Origin of the sequence: Micromonospora sp. AKA38 (assembly GCF_027925725.1) — a bacterium.
In the GTDB taxonomy this organism is placed as follows: Bacteria; Actinomycetota; Actinomycetes; order Mycobacteriales; family Micromonosporaceae; genus Micromonospora.
In genome coordinates, this window is record NZ_BNEI01000003.1 from 1,502,277 (window position 1) to 1,519,263 (window position 16,987).

The 16,987-nt window shown below is 73.2% G+C and carries 15 protein-coding genes, 1 pseudogene and 1 riboswitch; of the genes and pseudogenes, 7 read left to right on the forward strand and 9 right to left on the reverse strand.

Annotation, left to right across the window (positions count from 1 at the left end):
- Positions 1–199: 199 nt before the first annotated feature.
- A complete protein-coding gene (locus TPA0908_RS15570) occupies positions 200–1,846 on the reverse strand; it encodes a hypothetical protein (protein ID WP_281938455.1) in 1,647 nt (548 codons plus the stop codon).
- A gap of 109 nt (positions 1,847–1,955) precedes the next feature.
- Positions 1,956–2,159 carry a cold-shock protein gene (locus TPA0908_RS15575; RefSeq protein WP_107161326.1) on the reverse strand — a complete coding sequence of 68 codons (204 nt, stop codon included), beginning with the start codon at positions 2,157–2,159 and terminating at the stop codon, positions 1,956–1,958.
- A 224-nt stretch (positions 2,160–2,383) separates the two neighbouring features.
- Here TPA0908_RS15575 and TPA0908_RS15580 point away from each other — a divergent pair, with 224 nt between their 5' ends.
- Positions 2,384–2,899, forward strand: coding sequence for a GNAT family N-acetyltransferase (locus TPA0908_RS15580; protein ID WP_281938458.1), 516 nt, complete (start codon positions 2,384–2,386; stop codon positions 2,897–2,899).
- A 60-nt stretch (positions 2,900–2,959) separates the two neighbouring features.
- On the opposite strand, the gene paaN is transcribed toward TPA0908_RS15580, so the two are convergent.
- The 3 genes from paaN to thrC form a co-directional block, all read right to left on the reverse strand.
- Positions 2,960–4,633 (reverse strand): phenylacetic acid degradation protein PaaN, encoded by a 1,674-nt coding sequence (gene paaN, locus TPA0908_RS15585; RefSeq protein ID WP_281938460.1) that lies wholly within the window; start codon positions 4,631–4,633, stop codon positions 2,960–2,962.
- 52 nt (positions 4,634–4,685) lie between these two features.
- The gene (locus tag TPA0908_RS15590) at positions 4,686–5,705 is read right to left on the reverse strand and encodes a GNAT family N-acetyltransferase (protein ID WP_281938461.1); all 1,020 of its coding nucleotides are present in this window, start codon (positions 5,703–5,705) and stop codon (positions 4,686–4,688) included.
- 422 nt (positions 5,706–6,127) lie between these two features.
- On the reverse strand, positions 6,128–7,417 hold the full coding sequence (gene thrC / locus TPA0908_RS15595) for a threonine synthase (RefSeq protein WP_281938463.1): 1,290 nt from the start codon (positions 7,415–7,417) through the stop codon (positions 6,128–6,130).
- 13 nt (positions 7,418–7,430) lie between these two features.
- Positions 7,431–7,564: riboswitch (SAM riboswitch) on the reverse strand.
- 209 nt (positions 7,565–7,773) lie between these two features.
- Here thrC and TPA0908_RS15600 point away from each other — a divergent pair.
- Entirely contained in the window at positions 7,774–8,403 is a 630-nt protein-coding gene (locus TPA0908_RS15600; protein WP_281938465.1) for a DUF4232 domain-containing protein, read from the forward strand.
- Positions 8,404–8,415: 12 nt separating this feature from the next.
- Here the strand turns inward: TPA0908_RS15600 and TPA0908_RS15605 are convergent, their stop codons facing one another.
- The gene (locus TPA0908_RS15605; RefSeq protein ID WP_281938467.1) at positions 8,416–8,655 is read right to left on the reverse strand and encodes a winged helix-turn-helix domain-containing protein; all 240 of its coding nucleotides are present in this window, start codon (positions 8,653–8,655) and stop codon (positions 8,416–8,418) included.
- 207 nt (positions 8,656–8,862) lie between these two features.
- Here TPA0908_RS15605 and TPA0908_RS15610 point away from each other — a divergent pair, with 207 nt between their 5' ends.
- Both TPA0908_RS15610 and TPA0908_RS15615 read left to right on the forward strand, forming a co-directional pair.
- Complete coding sequence (locus tag TPA0908_RS15610) at positions 8,863–9,405, forward strand: hypothetical protein (RefSeq protein ID WP_281938470.1); 543 nt, start codon at positions 8,863–8,865, stop codon at positions 9,403–9,405.
- Complete coding sequence (locus TPA0908_RS15615) at positions 9,402–9,641, forward strand: hypothetical protein (protein WP_281938472.1); 240 nt, start codon at positions 9,402–9,404, stop codon at positions 9,639–9,641. The genes TPA0908_RS15610 and TPA0908_RS15615 overlap by 4 nt, the downstream gene beginning before the upstream one ends.
- A 66-nt stretch (positions 9,642–9,707) precedes the next feature.
- On the opposite strand, the gene TPA0908_RS15620 is transcribed toward TPA0908_RS15615, so the two are convergent.
- Positions 9,708–10,157 carry a DoxX family protein gene (locus TPA0908_RS15620; RefSeq protein WP_281938473.1) on the reverse strand — a complete coding sequence of 150 codons (450 nt, stop codon included), beginning with the start codon at positions 10,155–10,157 and terminating at the stop codon, positions 9,708–9,710.
- Between the two features lie 214 nt (positions 10,158–10,371).
- On the opposite strand from TPA0908_RS15620, the gene TPA0908_RS15625 reads away from it, so the two are divergent.
- Both TPA0908_RS15625 and TPA0908_RS15630 read left to right on the forward strand, forming a co-directional pair.
- Entirely contained in the window at positions 10,372–10,740 is a 369-nt protein-coding gene (locus TPA0908_RS15625; RefSeq protein ID WP_281938474.1) for a hypothetical protein, read from the forward strand.
- Complete coding sequence (locus tag TPA0908_RS15630; RefSeq protein WP_281938475.1) at positions 10,706–12,355, forward strand: hypothetical protein; 1,650 nt, start codon at positions 10,706–10,708, stop codon at positions 12,353–12,355. Before TPA0908_RS15625 ends, TPA0908_RS15630 begins: the two co-directional genes overlap by 35 nt.
- 7 nt (positions 12,356–12,362) lie before the next feature.
- Here the strand turns inward: TPA0908_RS15630 and TPA0908_RS15635 are convergent, their stop codons facing one another.
- Both TPA0908_RS15635 and TPA0908_RS15640 read right to left on the reverse strand, forming a co-directional pair.
- On the reverse strand, positions 12,363–13,247 hold the full coding sequence (locus TPA0908_RS15635) for an ABC transporter permease (protein ID WP_281938476.1): 885 nt from the start codon (positions 13,245–13,247) through the stop codon (positions 12,363–12,365).
- Positions 13,247–16,111, reverse strand: a complete 2,865-nt coding sequence (locus tag TPA0908_RS15640) for an alpha/beta fold hydrolase (RefSeq protein ID WP_281938478.1) — start codon at positions 16,109–16,111, stop codon at positions 13,247–13,249. The genes TPA0908_RS15635 and TPA0908_RS15640 overlap by 1 nt, the downstream gene beginning before the upstream one ends.
- 373 nt (positions 16,112–16,484) lie before the next feature.
- On the opposite strand from TPA0908_RS15640, the pseudogene TPA0908_RS15645 reads away from it, so the two are divergent.
- Positions 16,485–16,987 (forward strand): annotated as a pseudogene (locus TPA0908_RS15645) (hypothetical protein); the annotation flags it as partial.

Genomic DNA, 16,987 nt, shown 5'->3' on the forward strand with positions numbered 1-16,987 from the left:
ACGTCGCCACCTGGCGACGACGACGTCCTCCTCGGTCGGGCCGGACAGCCCGCGACGACCGGCCCCGTTCCGCTCCGGCACCCCTGGGGCACCGGCGCGGCCGTGGCCCTACCGCCCCGACCATTGGCACTCACCGTACGCGAGTGCCAATGACTTGTTTAGCACTCTCCCTAGCCGAGTGCAAGCACGACCGCACCGCTCAGCCGAGTTCCGCAGCCAGCCGGGCCGCGTTCACCGGGCCTTCGTGGGCCCGCTGCTCGGCGTACGCGGCGACCAGCCCGACGAGCTGCGCGAGATAGGCCGGCGCGGCCAGCGCGGCACCCACCACGGCCAACGTCACCGCCCCGACCGCGGTACCCGGCCCGGCCATCGGATCGGTGCCGAACGCCGCGCCGCTCACCGCACCCACCACGGCGTCCAGCACGGCGGCCGCGACCAGCGCGCACGCCACCAGCGCCACCCGACCCAGCACCATGCCCAAACGGTTGTGGAACATCCGCCAGGCCCGCCCGACCGGCTCCTGCCGCTCGAACAGGTAGACCGGCCCGAACAACGCGACCGCGAACCCGGCGTAGATGCCGGGCAGCAGGCAGAGACAGGCGCCGACCGTGATCAGCAGCGAGACGACGATCGTCCAGCCCCAGAGGCCGAGCGCGCGACGCGCGCCGTACCGGAGCGCCCCGCCCAGGCCGGCCGGCTCGCCGGCCGCCTGCCGGGCGACCACCCACGTGCCCGCACCCCAGCCGAGCGCTTGGAGCGGACCGAAGACCAACGCGGCGAACAGGACCGCGCCGTAGAACACGAACACGTGCTCCAGGTAGCCGTCCGGCAGCACCGGCGCGCCGTCCGGGCCGGTCGCCATCTCGTCGGTGGGAACCAGGAAGAGCGAGAGTACGGAGATCACCGCCGCCGGAACGCCCTGGGTGAGCAGCATGATCGGCAGAAGTTGCCGCCACCCCCGCCGCACCGCGCCGGCACACCGCGCGAACCATCCCCCGACGCCCGCGTACGGCGGGGTCACCAGCGGGTCCTGCGGATCGAGACCGGGATACCAAACCCCGGACCCCGGGTGCCCCGGATACGCGGCGCCCGGCATCGGCGGCCCGGGGTAGACCGCACCCGGCATCGGCTGACCCGGATACGGCACGCCCGGCATCGGCTGACCCGGGAACGCCGCACCCGGCATCGGCTGACCCGGGAACGGCACGCCCGGCATCGGCTGACCCGGGAACGGCACGCCCGGCATCGGCTGGCCCGGATACGGCACGCCGGGCATCGGCTGGCCCGGGTGCGCCGGCCCGGCGGCGGGCCAGGGCCAGCCGGCGGGTGGCGTGGAGCCCGGCGCGGACCCGCCCGGCGGGAGAGCCGGCGCGGCGGGCCAGCCGGGCGGCGGGGTACCGGGCAGGCTCGGCGCCCCCGGGTCGGAGCCCGGCGCGGACCAGCCCGACGGGACGTCAGGTGTGGCGGGCCAACCGGGCGGCGCGGGCTCCGGCGCGGGCCAGCCGGCCGGCGGGGCCGAGTGGGGCCAGCCGGCCGGCGGGGCGGAGTACGGCGGATCGGCGGTGGTCAGGTCGGCCCACGGATCGACGGGCGCCTGACCGGCAGGCGGCTGACCGGCGGCGGGCAGTTGCGACCCGGACGGCCCGGACTGCTCCGGCACCGGCCCGGCGGGCGGCTGGCCGGCAGCGGGCGGCTGCGGCCCGGACTGCTCCGGCGCCGACCCGGCGGGCAGTTGCGACCCGGACGGACCCGACTGCTCCGGCACCGGCCCGGCGGGCGGCGTAGGCCGGGCCGGGTCGGCCGGGGGCACCGGCTCGGTGGAACCCGACGGGGGCAGGTCGGACATGGGCCCTCCTCAGCGGCAACGGCTGGAACGGCTCATGATCTTCCACGGTGCGGGGCGGCATCGCAGCCCCGGTCGGGGTGGTTCGGCCGTGGGCGACGGCCGGTAGCGATCAGGCGATGACGCGGACGTGCTCGGCCTGCGGACCCTTCTGGCCCTGGGCGATCTCGAACTCGACCCGCTGGCCGTCGTCCAGAGCCTTGTAGCCGTCCATCTCGATCGCGGAGAAGTGGACGAAGACGTCCTGACCGCCGTCGACGGCGATGAAGCCGTAGCCCTTTTCGGAGTTGAACCACTTCACGGTGCCCTGTGCCACGGTGCACTTCCTCACTCTGCGCGGCGTCCCAACACCCGGAGACCGGCGGACCGGCACCGGCGGCGCACCGGTTTTCGGCGATCGGCGAGGGCCGCTGAATCGGTGACCGAAATCGCACGCTACACGAGGAGTGACGACCGCGCACGACCACAAATCGGGCATATTCCGGGCGCGATACGGCACCCGGACGCGCCCGCTCCGACCCGGTCCGGTATGTATGCGGCATGACCAGCGCGCCCGTCCCGCCCACGGTCCGGCGGATCCGTCCGGAGGACGCCGCCCGGATGCGGGCGCTCCGGTTGGAGATGCTGGCCGACAGTCCGCTGGCCTTCCTGGAGACGGTGGCCGAGGCCGCCGCTCGCCCGCACGCGGACTTCGCGGCCCGGGTGGCGACCGTCTCGCGCGGCGACCAGATCGCCCAGTTCGTCGCCGAGGCGGACGCCCGCCTGGTCGGTCACGCCGGTGGCATCGCCGCCCCGGACGAGCCGGGCCTGACGCTCGTCTACGCGGTCTACGTGACCCCGGCTCGCCGGGGCACCGGGCTGCTGGCCGGGCTGGTGGACGCGGTGGCGGCCTGGTCGCGGGCCTGCGGGCGGCCCGAGTTGATGATGGAGGTGGTGGTCGGCAACGACCGCGCCTGCCGGGCCTACCGCAAGTTGGGCTTCACCGACACCGGGGTACGCGTCCCGCACCCCCGGCTCCCCGTCCTGCGCGAACTCCAGATGCGCCGCCCCGCCTGACGGGTGGTGTGGAGAGGGGGCCCCTTCTCTACCGGATGCGTTAGGAAGGGGCCCCTCTTTTCAGGCGTGGCGGCGTGACTGGACGACGCGGAAGCGGTTGGCTACGTAGGCGCCGTCGGTGAGGGCGGAGTTGGCCGCTGCGTTCGCGCCGGAGCCGTGGAAGTCGGAGAACGCCGCCGACTGGTTGACGAACACGCCACCGGTCAGGTTGCAGGACAGGTGCACGCCGGCGTCGATCGCCGCCGCCTCGGCCGCGTCCAGCACGGTCTCGTCGGTGGAGTAGACGGCCGCGGTCAGCGCGCCCTTCTCCCCCACCGTCTCGCGCAGGATGCGCAGGCTGTGCTCGGTCGAGTCGGTCGCGATGGCGAACGAGATCGGCCCGAACCACTCCCGCGCGTACGTCGCGGTGTCGCCGGCGTCCAGCTTGACCACGGTCGGCGTACGCACCACGGCGCCCGGGAAGGACGGGTGCTCGACGGTGCGGGACTCCAGCACCGGCTCGCCGACCTTGGTCACCTCGTCGAGGCGCTCCAGCACCCCGTCGTTGACGATGGCGCCGGTCAGCTCCACGCCCCGGGCCGGGTCGGCGGTGAGCTTGGCGACCGCGCCGGCGATCCCGGCGGCCACCTCGTCGAAGCTCTTGTGCCCCTGGTCGGTCTCGATGCCGTCGCGCGGGATCAGCAGGTTCTGCGAGGTGGTGCACATCTGGCCGCTGTAGAGCGTGAGCGTGAAGCCCAGGTTGCGGCAGAGCCCGGCGAAGTCGTCGGTGGAGTCGATCACCACCGTGTTCAGGCCGGCCTTCTCGGTGTAGACGGCGGCCTGCCGGGCGTTCGCCTCCAGCCAGTCGCCGTACTCGGTGGAGCCGGTGAAGTCGACGATCTTCACGGCCGGGTGCAGGGCCAGCGTCGAGGCGAGCTTCTCGCCGGCCGCCTCGGGGGCGAGCTGCACCAGGTTCGGGTCGAAGCCGGCCTCGGCGAGCACCTGGCGGGCGTACTTCACGGTGATCGCCAGCGGCAGCACGGCGCGCGGGTGCGGCTTCACGACCACCGGGTTGCCGGTGACCAGCGACGCGAAGAACCCGGGGTACGAGTTCCAGGTCGGGAACGTGTTGCAGCCGATGACCAGCGCCACCCCGCGCGGCACCACGTGGAACGTCTTGGTCATCCGCAGCGGGTCGCCCTTGCCGGCGGCCTTCTCCCAGCCGGCCGTCCCCGGGTGGCGGGTCATCTCGGCGTACGCGTAGGCGACCGCCTCCAGCGCGCGGTCCAGCGCATGCGCGCCGCCGGCCTGGAACGCCATCACGAACGCCTGGCCGCTGGTGAACTGCACGGCGTTGGCCAGCTCGAACACGTTCTTGTGCAGCCGGTCGAGGATCTCCAGGCAGACGCCCGCGCGGGCCTTCGGGCCGGCGTCGCGCCAGGCCGGCAGCGCGGCGGTGGCGGCGGCCACCAGCTCGTCCGCGCCGGCGTGCGGGTAGCGGACGTCCAGCGCCACGCCGAACGGGCTGGCCTCGGTGGCCACGGTGGTGCCGTCGCTCGCCTGGTCTAGCGGGAAGTCGCCGCCCAGGTACGCCTCGAAGGCGGCCTTGCCGTCGGCGGCGGCGGTCTCGCCGTACACCCGGGGGCTGGGCGACTCGGGATAGGCGGACCAGTACCCGCGCTCCGTGATGGCGGTCAGCGCCCGGTCGAGGGTCTCGGCGTGCCTGGCGTACAGGGGGTGCGGGGTCTCCGTCATGCCCGCCATCATGCAACAGGAAGGCACCAGATCAGTAGGGGCGTGTCACAACTCAGATCGTCAACTGCCAGTCGACCGAGCCGGCGGCCGGGCGGAAGCCGAGCTGCTCGTTGATCGCGATCATGGGACCGTTGGCGGCGGCGTTCCAGGTGTCGACCGTCCGCAGCGCCGGCTCGTGGCCCAGCGCGTACGCCAGGTTGGCGACCTTGCAGAGCAGGCCGAGCCGGTGGCCGCGGTGGCCGGGGTCGACGATGGTGATCTGCTGCCAGGCGTGGTCGGTGCTGCTCGCCGCCAGGCTGAGCTGGCTCCAGCCGACCAGCCGGCCGGACGCCTCGTGCACCGCGCCGGTGTTGTAGCGGCGCACCCCCCGGGCGTCGAGCGCCCGCTCCACGCCCCGCTTCCGCTGCGCGTCCATCTTCTGCTGCTCCCACTCCAGCTCACCCATCGGCGCGTCGAGCAGCAGCCGGCCCTCCAGGTGGGCGGTGTCCGCGACGTACTCCTCGGGCGTGTGGTCGCGCCAGTGCACGGTCCGGTAGCCGGTGGCCGCCGCGCGGGCGTCGGCGTGCAGCGCGGCCAGCCGGGTCCGGTCGAGCGCGGTCACGTCGAGCCGGCGGCGGACGTCGGCGTTGGCCGCCCTCGCGCCCATCGCGGCGGCGAACGCGGCGCCCGGGAACTCCCGGTCCTCCTCGCCGGGCAGCGCGGCGGCGGTGGAGCCGACCAGCCGCTTGCCGCCGCGCTCCCGGAACAGCCGTACGCCGTGCTCGTGCAGCGCGCGCCCGATCCCGCGACGCCGGTGGGCCGGGTCGACCACCAGCTCGACGCTGGCGTTCTCGGTGTTCTCCAGCCTGTGCAGGTGCAGCCGGAGCCAGCCGACCGGCTCGCCGTCGAGGCGGGCGACGAGCCACCGCCCGTCGATGCCGGGCATCGGGTGCCGGAGCAGCGCCTCGAACCGCCGTCGGCAGGTCGGCGGCAGGTCCGGCTCGTCGACGGCGCCGGCCGCTTCCGCGATCCGGTACGCCGCGTCGAGCGTCGGCAGGTCGGCCGCGTCCAGCGGGGTGACGGTCAGGCCCATGGCGGCGAGCCTGCCCGGGAAAAAGCGACAGGGCCAGCGGTTTTCCGCTGGCCCTGTCCTACGTTGGTCGGGAGGGACGTTCGCACAACGCCTCCGGCGTTGGGTCGCAAAACTTTGAAAAGTCTCCGGCGAATGCCCTCCCGCACCGAGCATCTTGCGCCGTCCGGTTCCTGCCGTCAAGTCCTGCGGTGACAGTTTTCCGACACGCGCCGCACATCCCCCGTCACCGCTGGTCGCCCGCGATCCCTCTCCCGGGCGAGCCCACCCCCACCCACCCCGCCGGCCCTCCGCCGGCCCTCCGCCCGCCCGACTCGCGAGTTGACCAAGGAGTTTGCGTCGGGGGCAGCACTCCAGGCCGACGCAAACTCCTTGATCAACCTCGCGGGGCGGGGGTGGGGTGGGGCGGGGTGGTGGGGCGGGGGTCAGCCCAGGAGGCCGGCGTCGCGGGCGGCGCGGAGGCTGGGCTTGATGCGGTGCGTGGGGCCGGAGGCGGCGGCCACCGCGTCAAGCGTCTTGAGGCCCTCGCCGGTGTTGAAGATCACCGTCTCCGCGGTCGGGTCCAGCCGGCCCGACTCCACCAGCTTGCGCAGCACCGCCACCGTCACGCCGCCCGCCGTCTCGGCGAACACGCCGGTGGTACGCGCCAGCAGCGTGATCCCGGCGCGGATCTCGTCGTCGTCGGCGTACTCCATCCAGCCGCCGGTGCGGCGGACCGCCTCCAGCGCGTAGACGCCGGCGGCCGGGTCGCCGATGTTGAGCGACTTGGCGATGCCGGTCGGCTTGACCGGGACGATGGTGTCGCGGTCGTCGTGCAGCGCGGTGGCGATCGGGTTGCAGCCGGCGGACTGCGCGCCGAACACCTTCCAGCCGCCGGCCGGCGCCTCGACCAGGCCGATCTCCACCAGCTCGGCGAACGCCTTGTCGATCTTGGTGAGCAGCTCGCCACTGGCCATCGGGATCACCACCTGGGCCGGGATACGCCAGCCGAGCTGCTCGGCCACCTCGTAGCCGAGCGTCTTGGAGCCCTCGGCGTAGAAGGGCCGCACGTTCACGTTGACGAACGCGGTGTCCTCGAACTCGTCGGTCTCCACCAGCTCGCCGCAGAGCCGGTTCACGTCGTCGTACGAGCCGTCGATGGCGACCAGGTCACCGCCGTAGACGGCGGTGGTGACCACCTTGCCCTGCTCCAGGTCGCTGGGGATGAAGACCACCGACGGCACCCCGGCACGGGCCGCGTGCGCGGCGACCGAGTTGGCCAGGTTGCCGGTGGACGCGCAGGCGTAGCGGGTGAAGCCGAGCGCCCGGGCGGCGGTCAGCGCCACCGACACCACCCGGTCCTTGAACGAGTGGGTGGGGTTGGCACTGTCGTCCTTCACCCACAGCGGCGCGGTGATGCCCAGCTCGGCGGCGAGGTGGCCGGCGGCGACCAGCGGGGTCAGCCCCGGGTCGAGGGTGACCCGGGTGGCCGGGTCCTGACCGGCCGGGAGCAGGGCGGCGTACCGCCAGATGCTGTTCGGGCCGGCCTCGATCTGCTCCCGGGTGACGGCGGCCAGGGCGGCGGTGTCGTAGTCGACCTCCAGCGGGCCGAAACACTCGTAGCAGGCGTGCTGGGCGGCCAGCGGGTAGCGCGCGGAACAGGCGCGACAGACCAGGGCGCGGGCCGGGCTGCGGGAGGTGTCGATGCCAGGGACGGCGGAGAGCGTCGACGTCATGTCGAGGAAATTCCTCTCATCTTTCCCCGCATCGCCGGGTGCGGCGGGGACGGAATTGGCACCTGCCCGCAGGGCGCTCGGCGTCGAGCGTGCGGGTGGTTGCCGGGGCGTCGTCGGGCCGTATCCCTCAGCCCCTCTGGATGAGGTATGCAGTTGTGCCGTCGAGTCTATGCGCCGCCAACGGCCCCGCCACCCCGGGTCCCACGCAGTGGGCCGCCCCACCGACCCCGCCTCCCGCCCCTGACCTCGGTCGATCATGAGGTTGACGGCGACAAATCGGACGGTGTCCGCCGTCAACCTCATGATCGCCGGGGCGGCGGGCCGCAGGGCGGGCGCACGGGTGGCATGATCGCTGGATGCGACGTTCGTCCGGCCTTGTCGGAGGGCTCGCCGGAGTCGTGCTGCTGGCGGCCTGCACCGCGAAGCCGGCGCCGGTCGACCCGCTGCCCGAGCCGCCGGACGAGGTCACGCCGTCCCCCTCGGCGGCCTGCCCCCCGGAGGGCATCCGGATCACCGAGCTGGGCGTGAGCGCCGCGATGGGGTTGCGGGCCATGGGCCTGGACCTGGTCAACTGCGGAACCCAGCCGTACGCGCTGCGCGGCTACCCGGCGGTCAGCCTGCGGGACGCCGACGGGGACCCGGTCAAGGTCAGGATCATCCCGGGCGCGACGGGGATCACCTCCGGCTTCGACGCCCCACCCACCCGGCTCGTGCTGCGCCCCGGCGAACGGGCCGGCGCCGCGCTGCTCTGGCGCAACACGGTCACCGATCCGACCGTGGTGGCCACCGAGGGCGCTCAGCTCGACGTCGCGCCGGTGGCCGGCAGGCCGGCGTACGCGGTGGCGATGGACGGGACGATCGACCTCGGCAACACCGGCCGGCTCGGGGTCAGCGCCTGGAAGCGCCGCGACGCCGACCCGACCACGGAACCGGTCACGCCGAGCGCCCCGCCCTCCTCGGCCGTGACGCCGGACAATCCGCTGTAGCCGGTCAGCCCGTCATTCGGCAGCGTCCGGCACGAACACACCCAGACCCTGGTGGCCGTACAACTCTCCGGTCTCGATCAGGATCGTGATGGCCTGCCGCACGGTCGACTGACTGCCCACCTCATACAGGTCAGCCAACTCCTTGGTGGAGGGCAGCTTGTGTCCGGGTGGCCACTCGCCATCGGCGATGCGCCGCCTGATGTCGGCGATGATCCTGCGGTAGTGCGGTTCGAATCGGCGCGGTGTGGACATGCGGGCAACTCCCAGCTAGGCATGCCCATCTGATCACGAGGCCCGGAGAAACCTCAAGCGCATCGTTGACTTTACCAGCATTATCGATAAAGCTGCCTCACGGGAGCGTCCAGCTAGGCACTGGTTGATCCCCCAGGCCGGGGCGGCGCAGATCTCCGCCGGAATTCGCGCTGTCCCGGCACCCCCACCAGGCGAAGGAGACGTGGTGTGACGGATGCGGAGACGAGTTCGGAGGTGCCCGTCGCGAGCGCGATCTGGGCGGTCGAGCAGGTCACCAGCGAGCTGCGGGAGGCGTACCTCGGGGTGGCCGCCGCCACCGTGCTGCTGGAGCGCGTCGGCGCGGGCTGCGCCCATCCGGCGATCAAGCTGGCCCGGCGCGGCGGCGAGGACGCCCTCGACCTGGCCGGGGACGCGGAATTCCAGGTCAGCGACGGGGTACGTCGGCTGCGCGTCGCCGCCGGCCACCGGGAGACCGCCACCATCGGCGGGCTGGTCGAGGCGCTGGACGAGGTGCGGGACCGGTTGGGCGCGGCGGCCGATCGGATCGGGCGGCTCCCGGCCCGGATCACCACTGCCGGGCAGCAGCTCTCCGACGCCGGCCGCGCCGACGACCCGGTGACCGGGACGACCGTTCGGCAGTGGCAGGACGGCGCCGAACGTCTCGCCCTGATGGCGGAGAGCCTGACGTCGGCCGCTGCGGCGCTGTCGTCGTACACCGAGGGGTTGACCGACGGGAGTCGACCACGGTGACCGAGCCGCACTGGATCATCCACCTGCCCACCACGCTGACCAGCGTGGACGAGGCTGCCGCGCTGTCCATGGCGCTGCGCCGCTCGCTCGGTCACGTGCTCGCCATCGACTTCGGCGAGACCACGCTGTCCGAGGAGGACCGGCAGTCGGTACGTACCCGGGTCTGGTGCGACGCCCCGCTCCCCCGTTCCCGACGCTGCCTCCTCCCGGCAGCCCATACCGGCCGCTGCCGCTGACAGATCTTGGTACGGAACCGCCCCCGGAGGGGCGCTCCCGTACCAAGATTTCGGGCGCGCGGCGGGTCAGGCCGGGACGGAGGCGCGGCGGGTCGCCGGCGCAGGGTCGGCGGGGGCGCGGCGGCGGGAGATCAGCGCGTCGAGTGCCCAGGTGCCCGGGCCGAGCACCGCGACCAGCAGGAACGACCAGCAGAAGAGCGCGGCCAGCTCGCCGCCGTTCTTCATCGGCAGCAGGCCGTGCGGCTGGTGCACCACGAAGTACGCGTACGCCATCGAGCCGGAGGCGAGCAGTGCGGCGGGCCGGGTGGCCAGGCCGACGAGCACGAGCGCGCCGCAGACGAGCTGGATCAGCGCGGCCCACCAGCCGGGCCAGGTGCCGACGGGAACCGCGCCGCCGGTGGCCGGGTTGCCGCCGAGTATTCCGAAGATCGACGCGGCGCCGTGGAGCAGGAAGAGAAAGCCGACGACGATGCGGAACAGGGAGAGCACGGGACCGTTCAACTGCGCCGGGACCATGGGAAACCTCCTGGGACGGGTGTGGGACGACGTCCAGGATGGCCGGCATAAACATTGAAGGTAATAAATTCCTTGCTGGCGGGACAATCTCATGGGAACGCTCCCATGATATGGAAGTCGGGTAGCCGACAGGAAGACCTCGGACCGGTCGGAGTGTGGCGGCGGTGCACTAGCGTTCTCATTGCTCCCCAGTGGACCTTTCGGGAGGTGACCGGTGGGATCGGAGCGGGTCACGCTGGTGGCGGTGTGCGCCGAGGAGGCCGCACAGCCGCTGGTCGACACCCTGACGGCGCGTGGGGTCGCGGCGCAGGCGTCCGGGCGACGCAACCTCGACGGGGCCGCCGTCACGTCGTGGATGGTGGTCGCCGGGGTGGCGCTGAAGATGGCGCCGGACATCCTGCGCGCCCTGGCGGAGCTGGTCAGAGAGTTCCGGGTCGGGCGGGTCGAGATGAACCTGACCGAGCGCACCTTCGCCGTCGACAACCCGGGTCCGGCGGAAATCGAGGAGCTGTTGCGCCAGTTCCGGGCCGCGACGGAGCTGCCGGCGGGTGACGACGCGGCGGACCGACCACCGGATGCTTGACGACACCGTCCTCGACCACGTCGTACGGTCGCAGGTGGGAGCCGCCGTCCGGACGTGGCGGCACGAGCGCGACGGTCACAGCCCGATGAACGTGGTGCTGGACGTGGTGGACGAGGTGATCGGCCACCCGTACGCGGTGTACTGGGTCGACGGCGACGTGCCGGAGATGTTCTCCCTGCCGGGCCTGGACCCGTCGGTCGTGCTGTTCAACACGCGCTACCTGGAGATGATCGGGCACCTGCGGGGGATCGTGACCGCCCGCCACCTGTCTCCCGAGCTGATGGCGGAGGTGGCCGAGCAGGTCAGCCTGCGCATCATCGCCGAGCTGGCCCTCCGGTACGGCGATCCGGGCCTGGCCTGTCACCTGCTGGTGGAGTCGCTGCCGGCCAGCACGACCTACTACGCGCCGGTGACGCTCAGGGATCTCGAACGCACGCCGATCGGCCACCACTACATGGCCGTGTGGTTCTACCCGCTGCTGCACGAACTCGGCCACGTCCACGCCGTCACCCACCCGCCGGCGCGGCCGGAGCCGGCCGACGCCACGGAGCACCTCGACCGGCTCATCGACGGGGTGACCCGCAAGTTGTTCGCCGGCGACCTCGACGGCGACGTCCGGGAGTGGCGTCGCCGCAGATCGCGGCGTGACTCGCTGGACCACGGGGTGCTCCGGGAGGAACTCGACGCCGACATGTTCTCGGCGCAGGTGCTGTACACGGCCACCGCCCGCGTACTCCAGCGGAACGGCACGCCCGACGCGTTCCGCGCCGACCAGCTCGCCGGCGAGATCCTGCTGATGTTCGGCCTGATGCAGTTCATGAACAGTTGCGTCATGGTCGCCCGCTACGGGGCCCGGCTCGGACGGGACGCGATCGACGCGTTCAACGCCGTGGCGCACAGCGTCCGCCTCAACGCGATGATCAACTTTCTCTCCCTGCACCTGGCGTCCGGCGGTCGCCCCGTGCGGGGCGCCGACCCGGAGGCCGTCGACGAGATGCACGCCGCCCTGCTGGCGATGCACGCCCGGATGAACGAGCAGTTCACCGCGTTCGAGGTGGGGCACATGCGGGCGATGCGGCACAGCGTGCTCCCGGAGGAGCGGGGGCTCAACGTCTTCGACCGACTGGCCGAGGCGTTCACGCACGAGGCGACCGCGGCCGTCATCCGGTCGGAGACCGAGCGGTTCCTCGACCTGGCCCGGACGCTCGACGTCGAGCACCCGGACCTGGACCTGCTCGCCGCGTTCGTCGCCCGGCCCGCCGACGCGGCGGAGACACTCGGCCGCCAACAGCGCGTCTTCCTGGTCCCCTGGGTGACCGGCGAGGGCGTCGACCAGCCGTTCGGCCTGCCCACACACGACGAGCTGGTGGTCTTCGTGTTCGCGGCCCAGCGCGCCGTCGAGTACTTCATCGAGGAGTGCCGCCCGATGCTCGCGCCCGGCCTCGACCTGGCGGTCGCCGCCTTCGTCAGCCCCACCAACCAGAACGTGATCACGCTGCTGTTCCGGCGACTGCCCGAGCACCGGCCGCACATCCAGGTGGTGTTCCAGGGCAGCGACGCCTTCGCCGAACGCATCCGTCAGCTCGACGACGGGACGTTCTGGCCACCGGAGTGACGGCCCCTCAGCTCGTGATGTCCTTGCGGGTGAAGCGCCAGAACGCCAGCCCCCAGAACAGCGTGGCGTAGACGACCGCCGAGATCGCGCCCTTGACCACGTCGTCGGTCTGCATCGGCGACGACAGCAGCCCCAGCCAGGCGCTGCTGTAGTGGGTCGGCAGCAGGTTGCGCAGCCCGCCCAGCGCGGTGATCTGGTCGAGGATGCTGGACAGGATCCAGAGCAGCACCGCCCCACCGACCGCGCCGAGCGCCGCGTCCGTGGTCACCGAGAGCAGGAACGCCAGGCCGGCCACCACCAGCAGCACCACCGCCAGGTAGCCGAGCACGCCGACCAGCCGCAGCAGCCCGTCGGCCGGGGCCAGCTCCGCGGAGACCTGACTGCTCAGCGGCTTCCAGCCGTAGCGCAGCGTGCCGGCGAGCAGCGCGGTGCCGGCCAGCAGGACCAACGCCAACCCGGAGTACGCGAGCGCGACCACCAGCTTCACCGCCAGCAGCCGGGCCCGGGGCACCGGCACGGCCAGCAGGTAGCGCAGGCTCCCCCAGCTCGCCTCGCTGGCCACCGTGTCCCCGCAGAACAGCGCCACCACCACGACCAGCAGGAACGACGCCGACACCAGGATCGAGAACAGGGTGAAGTTGAGCCCGCCCGAGGTGGCCAGGTCGGCCAGGCTGGCGAACTCGCCGCGCCCGCCGCCGTCGTCGTCCCCGGAGTCGAACTGGAACGCCACCAGGATGATCAACGGCAGCAGCACCATGAACCCCAGCGCCAACTGGGTACGCCGCCGCGACGCCTGCCGCCGGAACTCCGCCCCGAACGGCATCGTGGCCGACGGCCGGTAGCCGCCCGCCGCGCCGCCACTGCCTTTCGACGCCACCGAAGAGTCCACCATCACCGGTCACCGCTTCCCCGAGAGTTCTCGCCGACCAGGGCGAGGAACGCGTCCTCCAGGCGGCGCCGGGGCACCACCCGGTCCACCCCGATGCCGGCCCGGACCAGTTCGGCCACCACCTCGCGGCGGGCGGTGCCGTTGGTGTCCACCACCAGCCCGCCGTCGGCGTCCGGCAGCACCCGTACGCCGTCCAGCCGGCCCAGCACGGTCCGCGCGGCGTCCGGGTCGCTCACCTCGAACAGCACGCTCGGCGACTCGCCGACGATCTCCTCGACCGGGCCGGACGCCACGATCCGGCCCTTGTTCACCACCACCGCGTGCGTGCAGGTCTGCTCCACCTCGGCCAGCAGGTGACTGGAGACCAGCACCGCCCGGCCGTCGGTGGCGTAGCGCTGGAGCACCCGGCGCATCTCGGCGATCTGCGGCGGGTCCAGCCCGTCCGTCGGCTCGTCGAGCACCAGCAGCTCGGGCAGGCCGAGCATGGCCTGCGCGATGGCGAGCCGCTGCCGCATGCCGTGGCTGTACTTCTTCGTCCGCCGGTGCACCGACGCGCCCAGGCCGGCGATCTCCAACGCCTCGTCGAAGTGCGCGTCCGCCCACGGCCGCCCGGTGGCCCGCCAGTACGCCTTGAGGTTGTCCAGCCCGGACAGGTGCGGCAGGAAGCCCGGCCCCTCGACCAGCGCGCCGATCCGGGACAGCACCGGCGAGCCCGGCACCAGCCGGTGCCCGAAGACGTAGATCTCCCCGGCGGTGGGCTGGGTCAGCCCCATCAGCACCCGCAGCGTGGTGGTCTTGCCGGCGCCGTTCGGCCCGAGCAGGCCGACCACCTGCCCGGGGTGCACCTCGAAGTCCACGTCGGAGACGGCGACGAAGCCGTCCGCGTACTCCTTGCGCAGGTTGCGCACGGCGAGCGGGACGCCCGCGTACTCCGGGTGGATGGAGCGATCCTGGCGGCGGTGCCGGCGGCGGGCGAGCAGCACGACCACGACGAGCCCGACCGCGATCGCGGCCAGCAGGCCGGCCAGCACCCAGCGCCAGATCGCGGCCGAGGTGGGGATCGGCGCGGCGTCGACGGTGGGCAGCACCAGCGGGCCGTCGCCGAGCGCCACGGTGTGCACCGCCGGCTCGGCCGGCGTGGCGTACGCCTGGTCGGACGTCGCCACCACGAGCCGCAGCCGGTGCCCGGCCTCGATCCGCCGGACGATCGCCGGCAGCGTGACGGTGACCGGCGTCGCGGCGGCCAGCGTCGGCGGCAGGCCGGTCAGCCGCACCGGCGCGACCAGGCCGTCCGGCAGCGTCGACGCGCCCTGCGGATCGACGTCGTAGAGCTTGACGAAGAGCACTGCCTCACCGGTCGCCGACGCGACCCGGATCCGCACGTTCGGCGCGCCCACCACGTCGACCGGGTCGTCCAGCGGCGCGGACTCGAAGCGGGCGTGCTGGCCGGGGATGTCGCCGGCCACGCCGTCCAGCAGCGAGCCGAGCGCGCCGGCGAACGGCACCGCGGAGATCGCCGCCGGATTGCCGTTCGGCGGTACGGCGACCGGCTGGGCCGGCCCGGTCAGCATCACCTCGCGGCGCTCCTGCCCTCTCACGCCCGGGTAGTCGTCGGTGCGGTAGCCGGTGGCCACCAGACCCCGGTCCAACGCGTCGAAGCCGGCGATCCGGGAGAACGTGAAGCTGTCGCCGGGTGCCGGCCCCTCGCCCTTGACGTAGTGGTCGAGCCACTGCGCGGTCAGGAACTTCACCCGGTCGGAGTCGGACGTCGGGCCGGCGCCGCCGTCGTGGCCGCCGGTGAACCAGGCCACCCGCACCGGCGTGCCGGCGGCGGCGATGCCGCGGGCGTTGGCGTCCGCCTCGGTGAGCGGGAACAGCGTGTCCGCCTCGCCCTGCACCAGCAGCGTGGGCGCCTTGATCTGGTCGAGCACGCCGGCCGGCGACGAGCGGCGCAGCAGTTCGACAGCGGCGTCGTCGGCCCGGCCGGTGGTGGCGATCCGCAGGTACGCGGCGCAGACGTCGGCGGCGAACCGACCGCAGGACGGGTCGGCCGCACCCCCCGGCGCCCGGCCGGAACCGCTGCCCGGCCCCGCGCCCGGCTGCGGGCTCGCCGGCCCGGGCGAGGTGGGCGCGCCCTCCGGCGCGGCGGCGGTGGCGCCGGAGAGCCCGGCCGGCCCGGAGCCGGCGTTGCCGCCACCACCGAAGAAGATGCCGGCCCAGCCCTTCTTGAACACGCCCTCGGTGGGCGGCTTGCCGGTGCTCTCCGGCAGGAACGCCCGGGACAGGTCGTTCCAGGTGATCATCGGGACGATCGCGTCGACCCGCTTGTCCTGCGCGGCCAGCAGCAGCGCCAGGCCGCCGCCGTACGAGCCGCCGACCACGCCGACGCGCGGGTCACCGGCCGCGTCGAGACGCACCTCGGGGCGGGCGGCGAGCCAGTTCAGCAGGCGCTGCGCGTCGCGTACCTCGTAGTCGGGGCTGTCCAGGTGGATCTGGCCGCCGGAGCGGCCGAAGCCGCGGGCGGTCCAGGTGAGCACCGCGTAGCCCCGGGCGACCAGGTCCTCGGCGTCCGAGCGGACCGACTCCTTGGTGCCGCCGAAGCCGTGCGCCAGCAGCACCGCCGGCACCCGGTTCGCGTCGGAGGCGTCGCCGGGCAGGTAGAGCGTGGTGTCCAGGTCGACCGGCTCGGTCCCGTCCGGCCCGGACCGCACGGTCAGCAGCGCCGACTCGGTCCGGAAGTCCGTACCCTGCGGGCGGACCGCCCAGACCAGCGCGGCGGCGACCAGGACGACCGCCAGCACGGCGGCGACGATCCGGCGCGGACGGCCGGCCAGGGCGCGCCGGACCCGCGCGACGGGTGATCTCATGCGGCACACGGTACGGCCCGCCGGCTGAGCGTTCCCTGAGATCCGCCGTACGTTCGTCCGGTTGCGCCGTTCGGCGCGTGCCGTCCGTCGTCCGCAGAAGGTCCAGAGCATCCCAGCGGGACGTATTCGGATCACGTGCATTCACATCTACAGCCGCAAATCAGTGCTCAAGTGGCGACTCGACGACCCGATCGGACGCTGCGTGGCGAACGACTCGACGGTCGGTCACCCCGGACGAACTGACGTGAAGCCGACTCGACGGCTCCGGTTTCAGCCCCGTCCGATCCGCTACTTTTCCGGTCCGGTGCACGGGACTGCTTGCGGCGACCTCCCGCGGCATCGACCGCCCCGCCGTCGCCGGAGGAGACAGACCATGACAGTTCCCGCGCCGCGGGTGCGTCGGCGGCCCTCCGTGTCGGGCCGTGTCCTGCCCCTGCTGCTGGCGCTGGCGCTGGTCGCCCCGCTCGGGCTGCTCTTCGCGCTCGTCGACGGCACCACCACGGACGACCACGACCTGGCGTCCCGGGAACGGCTGGGGGTCCGTTACCTGCGCGCGCTCGGGCCGGTCACCGACGCGCTGGTGGAGGCCCAGTCCACCGCCGTGGCTGGCGCGCCGGTCTCCCGCGCGTCGCTCAACGCCGCGATCGAGCAGGTGGCCGCCGTGGACACCGCCGTCGGCGACGAGCTGCGCAGCCACGAACGCTGGGCCGGGCTGCGGGCGAAGCTCGAAGGGCTGCCGGACCGGGGGCTCGCCGACCCCGAGGCCGCCTACCAGGCGTACGGCGAAGCCAACGACCTGCTGCTCGCGCTCTACCGGAAGGTACGGGAAAGCTCCGGCCTGATCCGCGACCCCCGGTCCGACACGTTCTTCCTCCA